A 17,415-nucleotide genomic window follows, 5' to 3' on the forward strand; every position below is an offset into this window, starting at 1 on the left:
CTCCGCGTGGGAACGATCAAAGCTTCAGGTTTTACGAGGCTTGATCCGCGCAGTAGCCTCGGCCACCAGTGGATCATCCGGCCAGTAGTGCTTCGGATACCGCCCCTTCAAATCCTTCTTCACCTCGGCATACGTGCTGCGCCAGAAGTTCGCCAGGTCCTGGGTCACTTGCACCGGACGACGCGCCGGGGACAATAAATGCAGCTTCACTACTTGGCGACCACCGGCGATACGCGGGGTGTCGGACAGGCCAAACAGTTCCTGCAACCGCACCGCCAGAATTGGCGGATGCTCGCTGTAATCCAGACGAATCGACGAGCCCGATGGCACGGACAAGTGATGGGGTGCCAGTTCGTCCAGCCGTTGCGGGAGTGGCCAGGGCAGCAGGTTATGGACGATGCTCGACAGGTCCAGATTGGCGAAGTGACTGAGGCGCGAGACCTTTCCCAGATACGGCATCAGCCAGTGTTCGAGGTTTTTATTCAACGCCCCGTCGCTGACATCCGGCCATTCACTCTCGCCTTTGCTACCCAGATCCAGTTGGCGCAGGAGCGCCACACGCGCCTGCCACTGGCGCAGCTCCGGGGTCCAGGGCAACAGCTCCAGCCCCTTGCGTCGCACCAGATTGACCAGCGCCTGACTGCGCGCGGTTTCATCCAGACCGGTCAGTGGTTCACGGCTGAGGATCAACTCCCCGACCTTGCGCTGCCGCTCGGCGCGCAGCACACCTTCGCGCTCATCCCAATCCAGCTGATCGACCACGCGCACTTGTTCGGCCAACACCGAGTCGAACAACGCCGGATCGAAATCCGCCGCCAGATAAATCCGCTCCTCGCGCTGCCCCTGTCGACTGCCGAGGTCGGCGATCACCAGCCAGGGTTGCTTCATCAGACTGTCGGCCTCGGCAAACAGCGCGGCGCGACCGTTGGCCAGACGATACTCAGCGCCCCCGGCACGCCGCTGCTGGGCGACGCGGTCGGGATAGGCCAGCGCCAGCAGTGCGCCCAGCCAGCGCGGATGATCCGGGTTGCTGACCGGTTCCGACGCTTTGCCCCGCAGATAACCGCGATACTGCCGCGCCAGTTGCCGGGCACGCTGCACGCCGCCCTGAGCCCCACGAGCGGCGCGTTCTTCGCCAGACAACAGCACCAGCCGACTGTGCAGATCCGCTCCGGCACCGCGCAAGATGTCCCGCTCACCGAGCAATGCCGCGACATCGCAAGCCATGTCCGCCAAGCCCAGCGCCTGGCCACGCAATAACAAATGCGCGATACGCGGATGCGCCGGCAGCTCGGCCATGGCCTGGCCGTGACGGGTCAACGCCTCACCCTCCAAGGCACCCAGGCGGCCGAGCAGGTCCTGCGCTTGTGCATAGGCTGCAGCTGGCGGTACGTCGAGCCAAACCAGTTGCGTCGGTACCACACCCCAGCGCCCGAGTTGCAACGCCAATCCGGCAAGGTCCGCTGAAAGAATTTCCGCGCTGGCGTATGCCGCCAGCTGTTCGTGCTGATCCTGGGACCACAGGCGATAACACACACCCGGCTCCAGTCGCCCGGCCCGGCCCGCGCGTTGAGTGGCACTGGCGCGGGAGATGCGTTGAGTATCGAGGCGAGTCATGCCGCTGCCGGGATCGAAGCGCGGCACCCGTGCCAGCCCTGCATCGATCACCACGCGCACGCCGTCGATGGTCAGGCTGGTTTCGGCGATGTTGGTTGCCAGGACCACTTTGCGCTTGCCCGCAGGCGCGGGGTCAATGGCAGCGCGCTGCGCAGCCAGGTCCAGCTCACCGTGTAACGGGCAAAGCAGTACCGGCGTGTGATCACCCAGCGCGTCGATCAACTGCTGGTGCACCCGACGGATTTCCGCCTGCCCCGGCAAGAACACCAGCACACTGCCGGTTTCATCGTTCAATGCTTCGAGAATGGTCTGCACCACCCGCGGCTCGATGAATTCACCGGGCTGGAACGGCCGACCCCAACGCATCGCCACCGGGTACATGCGGCCTTCGCTGCGCAGGATCGGTGCGTCATCGAGCAATCCGGCCAGACGCTCGCCTTCCAGAGTTGCCGACATCAACAGGATTTTCAGCGGTTGATCATCGCGGAACAGCTCCCGGCCGTTCAGGCTCAGGGCCAATGCCAGGTCAGCGTCGAGGCTGCGTTCGTGGAATTCATCGAAGATCAGCAGGCCTACGCCTTCCAGTGCAGGATCGTCCTGCAAGCGCCGGGTCAGAATGCCTTCGGTGACCACTTCGATGCGGGTGTTGGGGCCTACCTTGCTGTCCAGCCGAATACGATAACCCACGGTTTCGCCGACCTTCTCGCCCAGCTCGCTGGCCAGACGCTCCGCCGCTGCCCGCGCCGCCAGACGACGCGGTTCAAGCATCAGAATGGTCTGCCCGGCCAGCCATGGCTCGTTGAGCAAGGCCAAGGGAACGCGAGTCGTCTTACCAGCGCCGGGCGGTGCTTCGAGCACAGCTTCGTGGCGTGTAGCCAGGGCTTCACGCAGGGCGGGTAAAACATCATCGATCGGTAAAGAAATCATGCTGGCTCCAAAACAGAGCGGCGAGTATAACGGCGAACTGCATCGCGTTTATCACGGTCCTAATTCATACCGACGACGCTTCGTTTCCAGATGACCCAAGGAGGTTTCCCATGCGTGTTCCCTTTCGCCTGATTGGCGGTGTTTTGGTGGCGACTCTGCTGACACAAGTCACCGCGTGCGGATCGATCTTCTACCCCGATCGCCGCGGGCAGATCGACGGCAAGATCGACCCGGCCATTGCTGTGCTCGATGCCGTCGGTTTGCTGTTCTATGTCATTCCCGGGCTGATCGCATTTGCCGTCGACTTCGCCACCGGCGCGATTTACTTCGAACCGGGCAAGACGGCCCAGGTGGCACCGGAAAAACTTCAGGAAGCCATCGGCGCTGACGGCAAGGTCGATAACCGCAAATTGCAGACTATTCTGGAAACCGAACTGGGCCGCAGCTTCCCGCTGGACGATCCACGCCTGATCCAGCACAAGGGCAGCACCCAGCAACTGGCCATGTTCGGTCTGCAACCTGCCGCCTGAAAACCTGTATTGAAAGGAATCGCCGGACTCATGATCTCCAGCGCAGAACACGCCCGCCTGTTGCGGCTGGCGACCCGAGCCTCGGTGGCGGTGGCGTGCACGCTGATCGTCGCCAAAGCGATTGCCTGGTGGTTGAGTGGTTCGGTGAGCATGCTCGCCGGCCTCACCGACTCGGCACTCGACGGTGTGACGTCGTTGCTCAATCTGCTGGCGGTGCATTACGCCCTGCGCCCGGCGGATGACGATCACCGTTACGGGCATGGCAAGGCTGAATCACTGGCGGGCATGGCTCAGGCGCTGTTCATTGGCGGCAGTGCGGTGCTGATCGCCCTGCAGGCGTTTGAGCGGTTAAAAAATCCGGAGCCGGTGGGAGCGCCCTGGATCAGCATCGGAGTGATTATCTTCTCTCTGGGGCTGACCCTGGCGCTACTGATTCTTCAGCACCGGGTCGTCAAGGCGACCGGCTCCAATGCCGTGCACGCCGACTCGCTGCACTACCGCTCGGACATGCTGCTCAACGGCAGCATTCTGGTGGCACTGATACTGGCAGGATTTGGCTGGCATCAGGTGGATGCTTGGTTTGGCTTGGGCATCGCCGTCTACATACTCTGGAGCGCGATTCAGATCGCCCGGCAAAGCTTTACCGTGCTGATGGACGAAGAGCTGCCGGCGGATGTCAGCCAGCACATGCTCGAACTGGCCTGCAACGTGCCGGGCGTTCTGGGTGCGCATGACTTGCGCACGCGGGTCTCCGGCAACCAGTGGTTTGTGCAACTGCACCTGGAGTTGCCGGGGGACCTGACCCTGTCAGTCGCCCACGGCATCAGCGACCAGGCCGCCGATGCCATTCATGCCGTCTACCCCAAAGCCGAAGTGCTGGTGCACGCCGACCCGCAGGAAGTGGTGCAGGCCGCCCGGTCTCAGAACGTTACCCGGTAACCGCGACTGCTCAGGCAGTTGCCCTGGGCCTGTCGGTACGCTTGCACGGCCGACGGGTCTGGCTGATAAGTGTCGGCCCGGGGATCAAAGCCGCTCTGCTCGACGGCGAATCGATAACACTCGTAGCCATCCTGATTAACCACTTCTGGTGGCTGCCCATTCGCCGGATACGCTTCCACGTCGTAACTGTTGCTGGCCGATTGCGGCAGCGGCTGGCCCGCAGGCTCGACCACGACGTAATCCTGAGTGTCCTCCTGATAGGCGTAGTACGAACCTGCCGCCAGGAACAGCAACGAACCGCCAATCCACACTTCCCGTGCGTAGTCGGGCAGGTAACTGACGCGAATGCCACGCGGTGGCTGCACCACCACATAACGCGGTCCCTGCGGGCGATACCAGTAGCCACCGGAATAAAAGTAATCCCGACCACCGTAAGGCACTCGATAATCACGGTCCGGGAAGCGGTCGATCACGTGACCTGGACGATACTGTGGTCCTGGGCCCCAACCGTTGCCGTGGCCATCCGGACGACCCGGCCAGCGATGGTCATCGGGACGTGATCCCGGACCGCCCGCCTGCCAGTGCTGGTTGTTATTGTTGCGCTGTGGAACATCCTGGTAGTAACCACGCTGCGGCTGCTGAGTCTGGCGCACGCTGTCGGGCCGGCCCTGTATCGGCAGATCATTGGCTGGCAGCTGAGGCGGCGGAGGTGGCGATCGAACCCGGCTGTTGTAGTCGGGTTGCGGACGGTTTTGCCCGTTCTGATGCTGGCCGTTCTGTTCGAATTGACGGCTGTTGTCGCCACGAATGATCTCGTTGTTTTGCGGGCGCGGTTGATTCTGCTGCGGAGCGTTCTGCCCATGCGGCTGATTATTCTGTTGAGGATTGTTCTGCGGGCGCTGCTGGTTATTGTTGCCACCATGCCCCTGATTGTTGCCCTGACGACCATCCCCCCCGCGTTGCCCGCCATCGGGGCCGTGGTTTGGCGGGTCATCGGCCAGCGATTGCGCAGTGACACTGATACACAGCAAACCAACACCGGCCAACTGCCAGATGCGCGACTTCATGCTTTTCCTCACTGCGGGTTAGGGCTTGTACATAAGACTGGGAAAGCACAGGCCGGTTCTGCGACAGGTTATCAGTCACGCAACTTATTTATTGAGGGGCTGGCGATAAATAGCGGGCAAAAGAAAAGGGAGACCCGTCGGCCTCCCTTTGAGAACTTCGTCCGTGCTCGACGCTTTTGACGTCGGCTCACCTCACGCCGTCTTCTGGACAGTGTGTAGCTCGGGGGCCGGCACATCCCCTGTGGGGGTGGCGACCGCAGCTGGCCTGATTGGGCGAGCCGCACTGGACTGTTTGTCCGAGCAGTGATTCTGGTGATAAGAATAGGCTCGTGACCCCGGCAGAGGATTGCGAAGATTGCTGAATTAAACATCACTTGCGCAATTTTTAACCCTGGATAGATAATCCGCCGCAATAGTTATGACAAAGGCCTGACTGATGAGCAAACTCGACAGATACGACTTGAGCATTTTGGCGGAATTGCAGCGTGACGCGCGCATCTCCAATCAGGAGCTGGCCGAACGCATCGGCCTGTCGCCTTCGCCCTGCTCCCGTCGGGTCAAGCAACTGGAAGACGACGGCTACATCTCGCGCCAGGTCGCTTTGCTGGATCGCAAGATGCTGGGCCTGAGCCTGACCGCGTACGTGCTGATCGGCATGGATCGCCACACGCCTGAGCGGTTCGAAAACTTTGAAGCCGCGATTCGCACCTTGCCCCAGGTGCTTGAATGCAGCCTGGTGACCGGGATGGATGCCGACTATCAGCTGAAGGTCGTTGTGCCGGACATGGACCACTATCAGAAATTGCTGCTGGGGCATCTGACGCGGATTGAAGGCGTGACGAGCGTGCGGTCGAGTTTTGTGTTGAATCAGGTGTTGAACAGCACTGAGTTGCCGTTGACTCATCTGCGCAGCTGATTGGTGTGTGTGTGTTTTCTGTGGCGAGGGGATTTATCGGAATGCCGCACCACTTCGTTCCAGTGCGTAGCGCTGTTAGACAATACTGGGGTCGCTGCGCAACCCAACGGGGATAAATCCCCTCGCCACACAATGCTCCGCCAATCCCCCTGGCGTATACTCGCCCCCGCCCTTATTAGCCCCGCCCGCGCTGGAGATGTTCGATGGATCCTGCAGTATTCGAAGAGTGGATGATGACCGGCCTGGTCTCCATCCTGATCATTTTCATGGGTTTCATCGTTTGGGATCTGGCGAAAAAGTCCAAGGCCGGACGCTTCGGCTCGATGATTCTGTTCTTCGTGCTGGGCCTGGGCGTGGCTGCGTTCATCATCAAAAGCGTCGTGATCGGCCTGATTGAATCCGGCGCCTTATAAACGCGCGGGCACTTCCTTCCACTGGCCCTGATCGAGCCCTTCGATCGTCCAGTTACCGATCCTGACCCGCACCAGCCACAATGTCGGCAAGCCGACGGCCGCAGTCATGCGCCGCACCTGGCGGTTGCGCCCCTCGCGGATGACCAACTCCAGCCAACTCGTCGGCACGCTTTTACGAAAGCGTACGGGCGGGTGGCGAGGCCACAATTCTGGCTCTTCAAGTAGCCGTGCCTCGGCGGGCAAGGTCATGCCGTCGTTCAGTTCAACGCCATCGCGCAAACGCTGCAACTGCTCGGGGCTCGGCTCGCCTTCCACTTGCACCCAGTAGGTCTTGGCCAGTTTGTGTTTCGGATCGGCGATGCGTGCCTGAAGCTGTCCGTCGTTGGTCAGCAACAACAAGCCTTCACTGTCACGGTCCAGGCGTCCTGCCGGATAAATCCCGGGAACATCGATGTAATCCTTGAGCGTCGCGCGCCCTTCTGCGTCGCTGAATTGCGTCAGCACATCAAAAGGTTTGTTGAACAGAATCAGTTTCGGCTCGGCAGGCGGCGCTTTGGCAACCCGGCGAGGGGCTGAGGAGGATGGTGCAGGCTTCACGCCAGGGCGGTGTGAAACAGGACGAGGTGGACGGGGCATGGCGAAATGAACATCTAACGGTCAGGGCTGCTAATGCTAGTAGCCCGACCGTTAAATAACCATCGGCAAATCAGCGGAACGGCGGCTCGTCGAAGCTGCGCAGTTTGCGCGAGTGCAGCGAGTTGAGTTCGGTGCGCAACAAATCCACCGCCTCGATGCCGATCTTCAAGTGCTGACTGACCGCGCGCTCGTAGAAAGCGTTGGCCGATCCCGGCAACTTGATTTCGCTGTGCAGCGGTTTGTCCGAGACGCACAGCAACGTGCCATAGGGCACCCGCAAACGATAACCCTGGGCGGCGATGGTGCCGCTTTCCATGTCTACCGCCACGGCGCGAGACAGGTTGATCAGCGGACGCTCCTGAGCCCAGCGCAGTTCCCAGTTACGGTCGTCGTAGGTCAACACGGTGCCGGTGCGCAGACGCTTTTTCAGCTCGTCGCCCTTCTCACCGGTGATGTTCGCCGCCGCTTGCTGCAGGGCCATCTGCACTTCGGCGAGGGCGGGAATCGGGATGTTGGGCGGCACGACCCGGTCAAGAATCCCGTCGCGGCGCATATAGGCGTGAGCCAGGACGTAGTCGCCGATGGTCTGGGACTGACGCAAGCCGCCGCAGTGGCCGATCATCAACCAGCAATGCGGGCGCAGTACGGCCAGGTGATCGGTGATGTTCTTGGCGTTGGACGGGCCGACGCCGATGTTCACCAGCGTCACGCCATGGCCATCGCTGGCGATCAGGTGATAGGCCGGCATCTGGTAACGATGCCAGACAACGCCTGCGGCAATCGCCGAGGCTTCGCCGTGGTCCATGCTCTTTTCGATGATCACATTGCCCGGCAGGACCATACGTACGAAGCGCGGGTCACTGCGCAACTGTTCCAGGCCATGGACGATGAACTGGTCGACATAACGGTGGTAGTTGGTCAGCAGAATCCACGGCTGCACATGACGCCAGTCGCTGCCGGTGTAATGCACCAGACGACGCAGGGAGAAATCCACCCGTGCCGCATCGAACAGCGCCAGGGGCAACGGATCGGTGTTTTCCCAATCGTACAAACCATCGGCAATGCCGTCGGTAGCGGCGGACAGGTCGGTACTCGGGAACACGCGCGCCAGCACGGCGGCTGTCACACCGGAGCCGGCCAGCTCATCGCCCTGTTCAACGACATACGGATAAGGAATGTTCTGCTGACTGACGCCGACTTCCACGGTCACGGTAAAGTCGTGCATCAGGGGAACGAGTTGTTCCAGCAAGTACTTACGGAAGGCGGCCGGATGAGTCACGGTGACGCTGTAGGTCCCTGGCAGTTGAACCTTGGCGTAGGCGCGAGTGGTTTGCGGGACTTCGCCCTGACAGTGATAGGTCAGGCGCAGCTCAGGATAACGAAACATCGCACGCTGTTCGGCATCCGGCTCGACACGATCCTTGAGGTAACGCTTGAGCGCCTGGTTCAGCGCGGTGGTTGCACGATTGTGCAAGAGCGCAAGCCGGTCCACGGCTTGCTCGGCGGTTTGAACGACAATAAAAGCTTCGGTCACGATCAGCATCCTGTGTTCTGACTTGCAGAGCTTCATCTTGCCTGTATCGGTGCTTCACGGGAACAGTGGCCTCAACACAAATGCCAAGTCCAGCGCAGATCCATTGTGGGAGTGAGCCTGCTCGCGATAGCGGCGTGTCAGCCAACAATTGCGTTGACTGACACACCGCTATCGCGAGCAGGCTCACTCCTACAATAGGTTTTTGGTGGTCAGAACCTTTGCGGAGTCGAACGCGCCACAATCGCTTCCACATCCAGACCCCGCGGTAACGCACCGTACACCCGCCCCGCCGAACCCAGGCGGCTGGCGATGAATGCGTCACTGACCGCGGCATTGCCGGCCTCCAGCAACAGCTTGGCCTGCAACCCCAACGCAATGTCCTCGGTGAGCTGCCGCGCACGGTATTGAATGTCGCCAGTGTCCTTGAACGCCGCCTGCAATTGGTTGATGTGCGCGGCCAGACGCTTGTCGCCATGACCGTCACCCAACTCGCTGAACAGCACATCAAGCACGCCCGGCTCTTTCGACAAGGCGCGCAGCACATCGAGGCATTGCACGTTGCCGGAGCCTTCCCACGTCGAATTCACGGGCGCCTCACGGTACAGCCGCGGCAGGATGCTTTCCTCGACATAACCCGCGCCGCCCATGCATTCGGCCGCTTCGTTGATCATCGCCGGCGCGCGTTTGCAGATCCAGTACTTGCCCACCGCGGTCACCAGTCGGGCGAATTTCGCTTCATGACCGTCGTCCAGATGGTCCAGCGCGCGCCCCATGCGCAGACTCAAGGCCAGGGCCGCTTCGCTTTCCAGGGCCAGGTCGGCCAGGACGTTCTGCATCAAGGGCTGCTCGCTGAGCAGTTTGCCACCGACACTGCGGTGAGCGCAGTGATGGCTGGCCTGGGTCAGGGCCTGACGCATCAGCGAGCTGGAACCGACCATGCAATCGAAACGGGTCATGGCGACCATTTCGATAATGGTCGGCACGCCGCGCCCCTCTTCGCCGACCATCCAGGCCAGCGCTCCCCGAAACTCCACTTCGCTGGACGCGTTGGAACAATTGCCGAGCTTGTTCTTCAGGCGCTGTATGTAGAACTGGTTTCGCGTGTCGTCCGGACGATGCCGTGGCAGCAGAAAGCAAGTCAGTCCCTTGTCGGTCTGGGCCAGCGTCAGGAATGCATCACACATGGGCGCCGAGCAGAACCACTTGTGCCCCACCAGTTCATAGGCCTGGCCCGGACCGCTCGCGCCGACCGGATAAGCCTTGGTGGTGTTCGCCCGAACATCCGTGCCGCCCTGCTTCTCGGTCATGGCCATGCCAATGGTGACACCCGCCTTGTGGGCCATGCCGACGTTGCGCGGGTCATATTCGGTGGCGAGGATTTTAGGCAGCCATTGATCCGCCAGGTCCGGCTGCAGACGCATCGCCGGAACGCTGGCGAAGGTCATGGTGAGCGGGCAACCGCTGCCGGCTTCGGCCTGGCTGTGCAGATAGGTCATCGACGCGCGAGCAACGTGGGCACCGGCCTGAGGATGCGCCCAAGGCAATGAGGTCAATCCGTGTTCGACTGCTGTGCGCATCAACTCGTGATAGACCGGGTGAAACTCCACCAGGTCGATGCGATGGCCGTAACGGTCATGACTGACAAACACCGGTTTGTTCTGATTGGCCAGAAACCCTGCTTCCATCAGCGGCCCGCCGGCCAATGCGCCATACGCGTCGATTCGCGACTCGGCCCAACCCGCGCCAAACCGCCGCGACCACTCCTGCAACGGCAGGTCGATGCGGTACAGGTTGGTACCGTCCAGCGACGGGGGCTGGTTGGTGACTTCGTGGGTTTCGGCGAACTGATGCAAGTTCATGACGGGGCTCCTTTGGGTCAGCCAAGGGGTTTAGTTAAGCACCGCCCCATGGCCGATCAAAGTGTCATATCCGCCTAACTGCCGGCGCTTTCGCCTTGTTGCGGACTGAGCACACGACGATAGAGGGCTGCTTGCAACACCTCGAATTTCACCGGCTTGCTCAGATAATCGATCAAATCGCCCGCTGGGCAGCGCTCCCGATCATTGCTCAGCGCCAGCATGAAGACGGGCAATTGCGCACAGCCTGGCAAGGCCCGAATCTGGCAGCAGACAGAGATACCGTCAGAGGCAGGTAACTGACAATCCAGCAGCACCGCATCAAAAGTTTCACGCTGCAGGTAATCGATCGCTGCAGCTTCATTGTCGGCGGTACGCACCTGGAACCCGAGTTTGAGCAACATGCCGCGCATCACCAGCTGGTTGATGCTGTTGTCATCCACCACCAACACCGTGCAATCGCGAGGCAAACGCAGGCGTGGGAAATGACGGTCCTGCATTGGCGGCTCTATTTCCGGCAGTTCGAACTCGACGTCGAGCTGGAAGCGACTTCCGCGCCCTGGTTCGGAACGATGAGTGAGCCGTCCACCGAGCAATTCGACCAGTTGCCGACAGATCGCCAGCCCCACACCCAGACCGCCGTGTTCGCGCGTCATCGAGCCGTCGAGCTGGAAAAACCGCTGGTACATCGTTGCTTCGCCCAAATCGGTGAAGCCGATGCCGGTATCGATCACGGCGAACGAGAGCGCCAATCGACCCGGCTCTGCAGGTTTGCCTGTCACTCGCAGTGCCAGCCCGCCAATCCGGGTGAATTTGATCGCGTTGTCCAGCAGGCATTCCAGGCATTGGGTCAATTTGGCGCTGTCGCCGTGCAACCGGTCTGGCAATCCGGTTGCGATATCCACTTTGAAATCCAGAGACTTGCTCAACGCGTTGCCTTCGAACTGCACGCGCAGGGCTTCAACCACGCTGCGCAGGCTGAATGACGACGCAGTGGCCTTCAGTTTGCCGGCCTGCAATTCAGTCAGGGTAAGGATGCCGTTGACCATGCGCATCATGTCGCGCGCAGACCCGGCGGCTGTCTGCTGATACTGCGCCAGCTCCTGATCCATCTCGACGGTCTGCATCAACTCCAGCGAACCGATGACACCATTCATTGGCGTGCGCAGTTCATGGGTCAGGGTGGCGAGGAATTCATCCTTGAGCTGGTTGCTGTGCGCCAGTTGCTGGTTCAGTACTTCGAGCTTTTGACCGGCATCGAACAGGGTCTGTGCCTGCTGCTCGCGCATGGAATTGATGCGGTCAGCCAGGGCCAGGGACAGCAGCGCCACTTCGATGGCCGAACCGATCTGGCTGGAATACATGGTCAGGAAAACATTCGGCAGGTAACCCAGCACCATCAAGGTGTTGATGATGCCGCCGAGCAAAAAAGCCGACCAGGCGATGATGAAATAACGCGCGACGCGCAGTCCGCGGACCCAGGCGAAAATACCGGCTGCGAAAATCACCACGGTGAAGGTCAGCGCCAGCGCCGTCGCCAACCGCAGGGCCAGGGCGTAACTGGTCATCAATGAGAGCCCGACCACCACCGCCCCAAAGGTCACCAGTGCCAACAGCAAGCGGTCGAGCCAGCGACTGTGCACCGCCGTCTGCAGGAAGCTGCGGGCGAACTGACTGCCAAACAGGCCGGCACATCCAATGAAGAAAGGTGTCGAAGCGTTGGCCCACCAGGGGTTGTTCGGCCAGAAGTACTGTACCGCCGCACCGTTCACCGACAGCTGATACAGGCCGAACGAGGCGATGTAGAAAATGTAATAGAGGTAGCTGGTGTCGCGCACGCTGAGATAGATGAACAGGTTGTAGACCAGCATCCCGAGCAATACGCCATAGATCAGCCCAAGTACATAAAGGCGCAAAGGCTGTTCTTCGAGGAACGCGGTGCTCGACCACAACGTGACAGGGGCCTGAATGGAGCCTTCACTTTGCAGACGCAGGTACAGGGTTTGCACTTGGTCCGGGGTGAAGTTCAGATCAAACAAATAGTTGTTCTGGCGAATTTCGCGACTGTCGAACGGTAATGCGTCACCCGTCTGTCGGGCCAACTGGTAGGTGCCGGCAGCATCGGGCAAGTACAGATCAAGGTGATCGAGAGGTGGATAGGCCAGTTCGAGTAACCAGGTCCGTTGCGCAGCCGGATCATGCGGACGGTAATGCAGGTCGATTTTCAGCCAGAACACCGAACGCGAATAACCGGCGTTCAAGGTGTCTTTATCGTGGGGTTTGAAGTTCCCGGCCGCCGCTTGCGCACGTACGTCGGCAATGGTCGCCTGACCACTCGGGTCTTCGAACACTTGCAAGGCGCGACCCAATGGCAGGCTTTGGGTGGACTCGTCGAACTCGACTGCGCTCGCCAAAAGGGGCAAGCAAAGCAGCAACATCAGCAAATAGCGCATTTAAGCCCCAGCGTGGCCGCTCCGGTTATCCAAGGAAGCCCCTCATTCCTTTTGAGTAGACGTAAAACCGGTATTACCTGTTATTGGTTTGGATCCACTCTAGCATGGCGTTGATGGCCTTTGAACACCATTGTAAAAATTCGTACAAAGGCTCTAGTACGGGCGTTTCAGCACGATAGATTGAAATAGCGCTGATTACTCGGTGAGATTGCCTCCCCCGAACCCTGTAGCAGCTGGCGGAGCCTGCGTCCGGCTGCGAAGCAGTCGTAAATTTGGCATCGACGATGTACCTGAAGCACCGCAGTGCCAGGTTTGACGACTGCTTCGCAGCCGGACGCAGGCTTCGCCAGCTGCTACAGGACCGTGTTGATACGCAGGCAGCTGCTACAGGAGGGTGTTCGACGCAGGTGTCATTCGAAGCCAAATGGACCTTCATGACTGATGGGTCGACTGGTGGTAAGCTCGCGCACCATGAATATCTACAGCTCTCGCCCCGTTGTCCTCTGTCTCTCCGGCCACGACCCCAGTGGTGGCGCCGGCTTGCAGGCAGATATCGAAGCCTTGCTCGCGCAGGGTTGTCATGCGGCTCCGGCCGTCACCGCCCTGACCGTGCAAAACACGGTCAACGTCACTGACTTCCGCGTCCTCGACCGCGAATGGGTGTTGGCCCAGGCCAATGCCGTGCTCGACGATTCCGAAGTCGCCGCCGTCAAACTGGGCATGCTCGGTTCTCTGGAAATGGTCGACACCGTCGTCGAACTGCTTCAGGCGCACCCGCATTTGCCGATGGTCTGTGACCCGGTGCTGCGCGCAGGTGGCGGAGGACGACTGGGCAAGGATGAAGTCGGTTACGCCATGCGCGAGCGCTTGCTGCCGCTGGCAATCATTGCCACCCCTAACCTTCCCGAAGCCCGCATCCTCGCCGAACTGCCGGAAGGCACCGCGGACGAGTGCGCTGAAAAACTCCTGCCGTTCGTTAAACACCTGTTGATCACTGGCGGTCACGGCGATGAACAGGACATCCACAACCGTCTGTACAGCCGCGATGGGCTTCGCAAGACGTTTACCTGCCAGCGCCTGCCCGGTAGCTACCACGGTTCGGGCTGCACATTGGCGAGCACACTGGCCGGTCGTCTGGCCCTGGGTGAAAACCTCGTCAGCGCTGTGCAGACCGCGCTTAACTACACGTGGCGCACCCTGCGCGATGCAGAGCAGTTGGGTAAAGGGCAGTTCGTACCGCGGCGTCTACCGCTGGATTTCTGCTCGTAACTTCCTATTGGTTAGTAATGCGGTGAGGCTTGTCCGATGAAATTACGTGGCCTTTACGCCATTACCGACAGCCAGTTGCTGGCCGGGAAATTCCTGTCGTATGTGGAGGCGGCGCTGGAAGGCGGTCTCACCCTGCTGCAGTACCGCGACAAGAGCAGCGACGAGGCCCGCCGCCTGCGTGAGGCCGAAGCCCTGCGCGACCTGTGCGATCGCTACAAGACCCGGCTGATCATCAATGACGATGCCGAATTGGCTGCGCGCCTGAACGTCGGCGTCCACCTGGGACAGACCGACGGCCCACTGACCCCGGCCCGCGCCCTGCTGGGTCGTTCGGCGATCATTGGTTCGACGTGTCATGCCCAACTCGATCTTGCCGAACAAGCGGCCAAGGAAGGCGCCAGTTACGTCGCCTTCGGCCGCTTTTTCAACTCCAGTACCAAACCCGGCGCGCCGGCGTGCGATCTCGAACTGCTCGACCAGGCCCGCAGCAAACTGCACCTGCCGATCTGCGTCATCGGCGGTATCACCCTGGAAAACGCCGCGCCATTGGTTGCCCACGGGGCCGATCTGCTGGCGGTCGTTCACGGTCTGTTTGGTGCCGAGAATACGGCGCAAGTGACCCGCCGCGCCCGCGCCTTTAACGAATTGTTCAAATCCTGATTTTTGAGAGCCCGATCATGTCTCGTTCCGAAACCCTGTTTGCCAACGCCCAGAAACACATTCCCGGCGGCGTGAATTCGCCTGTTCGCGCGTTCAAGAGCGTGGGTGGCACGCCACTGTTTTTCAAACACGCTGAAGGCGCCTACGTCACTGACGAAGACGACAAGCGTTATGTGGATTACGTCGGTTCCTGGGGCCCGATGATTCTCGGCCACAGCCACCCTGACGTGCTGGACGCCGTGCGCAAGCAACTTGAACACGGGCTTTCCTACGGCGCACCGACCGAAATGGAAACCCAGATGGCTGATCTGGTGTGCTCGCTCGTGCCGTCGATGGAAATGGTGCGCATGGTCAGCTCCGGCACCGAAGCGACCATGAGCGCCATTCGCCTCGCCCGTGGTTTCACCGGTCGCGACAGCATCATCAAATTTGAAGGCTGCTATCACGGCCACTCCGACAGCTTGCTGGTAAAAGCCGGCTCCGGTGCGCTGACCCAAGGTGTGCCGAGCTCGGCCGGTGTGCCGGCAGCATTTGCCAAACACACACTCACCCTGCCGTTCAACGACATCGAAGCGGTCGAAACGATGCTCGCCGACGTCGGCCAGGACGTAGCGTGCATCATCGTCGAGCCGGTTGCCGGCAACATGAACTGCGTGCCTCCGGCCCCCGGTTTCCTCGAAGGCCTGCGCACATTGTGCGACAAGCACGGTGTGGTGCTGATTTTTGACGAAGTGATGACCGGTTTCCGCGTGGCCCTCGGCGGCGCGCAGGCGCACTACGGTGTCACGCCGGACCTGACGACCTTCGGCAAGATCATCGGCGGCGGCATGCCGGTGGGCTGCTTTGGCGGCAAGCGTGAAATCATGTCGCACATCGCACCGCTGGGCCCTGTGTATCAGGCCGGCACATTGTCGGGTAACCCGCTGGCGATGGCGGCCGGTTTGACCACCCTGCGCCTGATCAGCCGCCCTGGTTTCCACGCAGAATTGACTGACTACACCAGCCGTCTGCTCGATGGTCTGCAACAGCGCGCCGATGCAGCAGGCATTCCGTTCGTGACGACCCAGGCAGGTGGCATGTTTGGTCTGTACTTCAGCGGTGCCGACGACATCGTGACCTTCGATGATGTGATGGCCAGCGACGCGAAACTGTTCGGACGCTTCTTCCATCTGATGCTGGAAGGTGGTGTGTACCTGGCGCCGAGTGCATTCGAAGCCGGCTTCACCTCGATCGCTCATGGCGAAGCCGAGTTGAAACTGACGCTGGATGCCGCCGAACGCGCATTCGCTGCATTGAAATAACGCAGTGCCGCTGACGTTGGCGAGTGCCAGCGTCAGCTTTTACCTACATCCGTGCCCATTTTCCTACTCATCTGCCAGGAATCACCCATAAAGTGGGCGATATATTCCCCGTGCAGCAGAAAAACGAGTAAAGACTTTGTAAGGTTGGCCCTGCTTATTTCATAATGCGCGCTTATTGGATCCCCTCGATGGGTCCGCGTGCCCTTCAGAGGTAAGTCGATTCCCATGAACCGCACCGGCCGCGCCCTTGCATTGGGCTGCCTGTTGCTCCTTCAGCCCTTGCTTGTACAAGCAGGCGGCAACTCGTTGTTAATCCCAGCGATGGGTCGTTGCACCCTCAATACTCAGCCGCAAGATCTGGCACAGGCCCTCGCTGCCTGCCAGAAGGCGTCGGATGAAGGGGATGCGCAGGCACAATACGAGTTGGGTGAGTTCTACTACGACGGCAAAAATGCGCCGCGCGACCTCAATCAAGCCCTGAGCTATTTCGAAAAAGCCTCGCTGCAAGGCCATGCCCAGGCGCAATTCAAGCTCGGCACCATGTTCTTCCACGGTGAAGGCGTGACGGCCAATAATGTTCAGGCGTATATCGTGCTGAAGATGGCGGCGGTCAATGGCGCAGAAGATGCGCTGGACACCGCGGATGAAGTGGCCGAGAAAATGCCGCGCGAAGAACTTGAGGTTGCCACTCAGGTGCTCGGGCAGATCTTTCGTAAATACCTGATGGAATTGCAAAGCGCGGACGGGCGTACGCCGTTTTCGCCGCTGCCTTGATCCCGACTCGACCATTGTGTTGAGGGGATTCTGTGACCAGAAGAGAGCTCTGTCAGCTTTCTGTTACTTCTCAGGCATCGGCATCGGGAACGGCATGACATTGCCGACCGCGCCGCGGGCTTCGCTGATTTTCGGCGTACCGAGACGTTCCACTTCATCGATGCGCACAATCGAGTGCATCGGCACAAAACTGCGAACTACACCCTCGAACTGAGCCTTGAGCTTCTCTTCGCTCGGATCGACGACCACTTGCGTGCGCTCGCCAAAGACGAATTCTTCCACTTCCAGGAAGCCCCACAGATCACTTTGATAGATCTGCTTGGCATACATTTCGTACACCTGGCCCTGGTTAAGAAAAATCACCTTGTAGATTGGAGCTTCACGTTTGGTCATGGCGGGCGAGCAACACATCGGGGGATAAAAATGAGGGCGCGAACTATAGCATAGCCGCCGGACGCACAGCGGTAGGAACCTTGGAACATGTTCCCTATAATGCGCGGTTCTTTGAATCACGTGATGACTC

The 17,415-nt window shown here is 60.3% G+C and carries 15 protein-coding genes; 8 read left to right on the forward strand and 7 right to left on the reverse strand.

The window, feature by feature from the left end:
• Positions 1 to 24: 24 nt before the first annotated feature.
• Positions 25 to 2,544, reverse strand: coding sequence for an ATP-dependent helicase HrpB (hrpB, locus tag AC3ZVB_RS22665; RefSeq protein ID WP_194692843.1), 2,520 nt, complete (start codon positions 2,542 to 2,544; stop codon positions 25 to 27).
• 110 nt (positions 2,545 to 2,654) lie between these two features.
• On the opposite strand from hrpB, the gene AC3ZVB_RS22670 reads away from it, so the two are divergent.
• Together AC3ZVB_RS22670 and AC3ZVB_RS22675 are read left to right on the forward strand one after the other, a co-directional pair.
• Positions 2,655 to 3,074, forward strand: coding sequence for a polyribonucleotide nucleotidyltransferase (locus AC3ZVB_RS22670; RefSeq protein WP_162439954.1), 420 nt, complete (start codon positions 2,655 to 2,657; stop codon positions 3,072 to 3,074).
• 30 nt (positions 3,075 to 3,104) lie between these two features.
• Positions 3,105 to 4,013, forward strand: a complete 909-nt coding sequence (locus tag AC3ZVB_RS22675; protein WP_490147797.1) for a cation diffusion facilitator family transporter — start codon at positions 3,105 to 3,107, stop codon at positions 4,011 to 4,013.
• On the opposite strand, the gene AC3ZVB_RS22680 is transcribed toward AC3ZVB_RS22675, so the two are convergent.
• Positions 3,995 to 5,080 carry a DUF6515 family protein gene (locus AC3ZVB_RS22680; protein ID WP_490147798.1) on the reverse strand — a complete coding sequence of 362 codons (1,086 nt, stop codon included), beginning with the start codon at positions 5,078 to 5,080 and terminating at the stop codon, positions 3,995 to 3,997. The two genes, AC3ZVB_RS22675 and AC3ZVB_RS22680, sit on opposite strands and share 19 nt — an antisense overlap.
• A gap of 436 nt (positions 5,081 to 5,516) precedes the next feature.
• Here AC3ZVB_RS22680 and AC3ZVB_RS22685 point away from each other — a divergent pair, with 436 nt between their 5' ends.
• Positions 5,517 to 5,996 (forward strand): Lrp/AsnC family transcriptional regulator, encoded by a 480-nt coding sequence (locus tag AC3ZVB_RS22685; RefSeq protein ID WP_007937367.1) that lies wholly within the window; start codon positions 5,517 to 5,519, stop codon positions 5,994 to 5,996.
• 203 nt (positions 5,997 to 6,199) lie between these two features.
• A complete protein-coding gene (locus AC3ZVB_RS22690; RefSeq protein ID WP_026077819.1) occupies positions 6,200 to 6,409 on the forward strand; it encodes a DUF2788 domain-containing protein in 210 nt (69 codons plus the stop codon).
• Here the strand turns inward: AC3ZVB_RS22690 and AC3ZVB_RS22695 are convergent.
• The 4 genes from AC3ZVB_RS22695 to AC3ZVB_RS22710 form a co-directional block, all read right to left on the reverse strand.
• On the reverse strand, positions 6,404 to 7,045 hold the full coding sequence (locus AC3ZVB_RS22695) for a pseudouridine synthase (protein WP_490147799.1): 642 nt from the start codon (positions 7,043 to 7,045) through the stop codon (positions 6,404 to 6,406). The genes AC3ZVB_RS22690 and AC3ZVB_RS22695 overlap by 6 nt on opposite strands.
• Positions 7,046 to 7,115: 70 nt before the next feature.
• Positions 7,116 to 8,615: an AMP nucleosidase gene (gene amn, locus AC3ZVB_RS22700; RefSeq protein WP_178114332.1), complete on the reverse strand. Its 1,500-nt coding sequence runs from the start codon at positions 8,613 to 8,615 to the stop codon at positions 7,116 to 7,118.
• A 173-nt stretch (positions 8,616 to 8,788) separates the two neighbouring features.
• A complete protein-coding gene (locus tag AC3ZVB_RS22705) occupies positions 8,789 to 10,438 on the reverse strand; it encodes an acyl-CoA dehydrogenase family protein (protein ID WP_490147800.1) in 1,650 nt (549 codons plus the stop codon).
• A gap of 74 nt (positions 10,439 to 10,512) precedes the next feature.
• A complete protein-coding gene (locus tag AC3ZVB_RS22710) occupies positions 10,513 to 12,888 on the reverse strand; it encodes a hybrid sensor histidine kinase/response regulator (protein ID WP_162439948.1) in 2,376 nt (791 codons plus the stop codon).
• Positions 12,889 to 13,359: 471 nt separating this feature from the next.
• On the opposite strand from AC3ZVB_RS22710, the gene AC3ZVB_RS22715 reads away from it, so the two are divergent.
• The 4 genes from AC3ZVB_RS22715 to AC3ZVB_RS22730 all read left to right on the forward strand — a co-directional run bounded on the left by AC3ZVB_RS22715 (position 13,360) and on the right by AC3ZVB_RS22730 (position 16,892).
• On the forward strand, positions 13,360 to 14,157 hold the full coding sequence (locus AC3ZVB_RS22715; protein WP_162439947.1) for a hydroxymethylpyrimidine/phosphomethylpyrimidine kinase: 798 nt from the start codon (positions 13,360 to 13,362) through the stop codon (positions 14,155 to 14,157).
• A 36-nt stretch (positions 14,158 to 14,193) separates the two neighbouring features.
• Positions 14,194 to 14,817: a thiamine phosphate synthase gene (gene thiE, locus AC3ZVB_RS22720; RefSeq protein ID WP_162439946.1), complete on the forward strand. Its 624-nt coding sequence runs from the start codon at positions 14,194 to 14,196 to the stop codon at positions 14,815 to 14,817.
• A gap of 17 nt (positions 14,818 to 14,834) precedes the next feature.
• Entirely contained in the window at positions 14,835 to 16,118 is a 1,284-nt protein-coding gene (gene hemL, locus AC3ZVB_RS22725) for a glutamate-1-semialdehyde 2,1-aminomutase (RefSeq protein WP_194692851.1), read from the forward strand.
• Between the two features lie 225 nt (positions 16,119 to 16,343).
• Entirely contained in the window at positions 16,344 to 16,892 is a 549-nt protein-coding gene (locus AC3ZVB_RS22730; RefSeq protein WP_194692852.1) for a tetratricopeptide repeat protein, read from the forward strand.
• 63 nt (positions 16,893 to 16,955) lie between these two features.
• On the opposite strand, the gene AC3ZVB_RS22735 is transcribed toward AC3ZVB_RS22730, so the two are convergent.
• Positions 16,956 to 17,285: a DUF1820 family protein gene (locus AC3ZVB_RS22735; protein ID WP_007894425.1), complete on the reverse strand. Its 330-nt coding sequence runs from the start codon at positions 17,283 to 17,285 to the stop codon at positions 16,956 to 16,958.
• Positions 17,286 to 17,415: the final 130 nt, after the last annotated feature.

The organism is Pseudomonas sp. MDV22-iso1 (assembly GCF_058145095.1).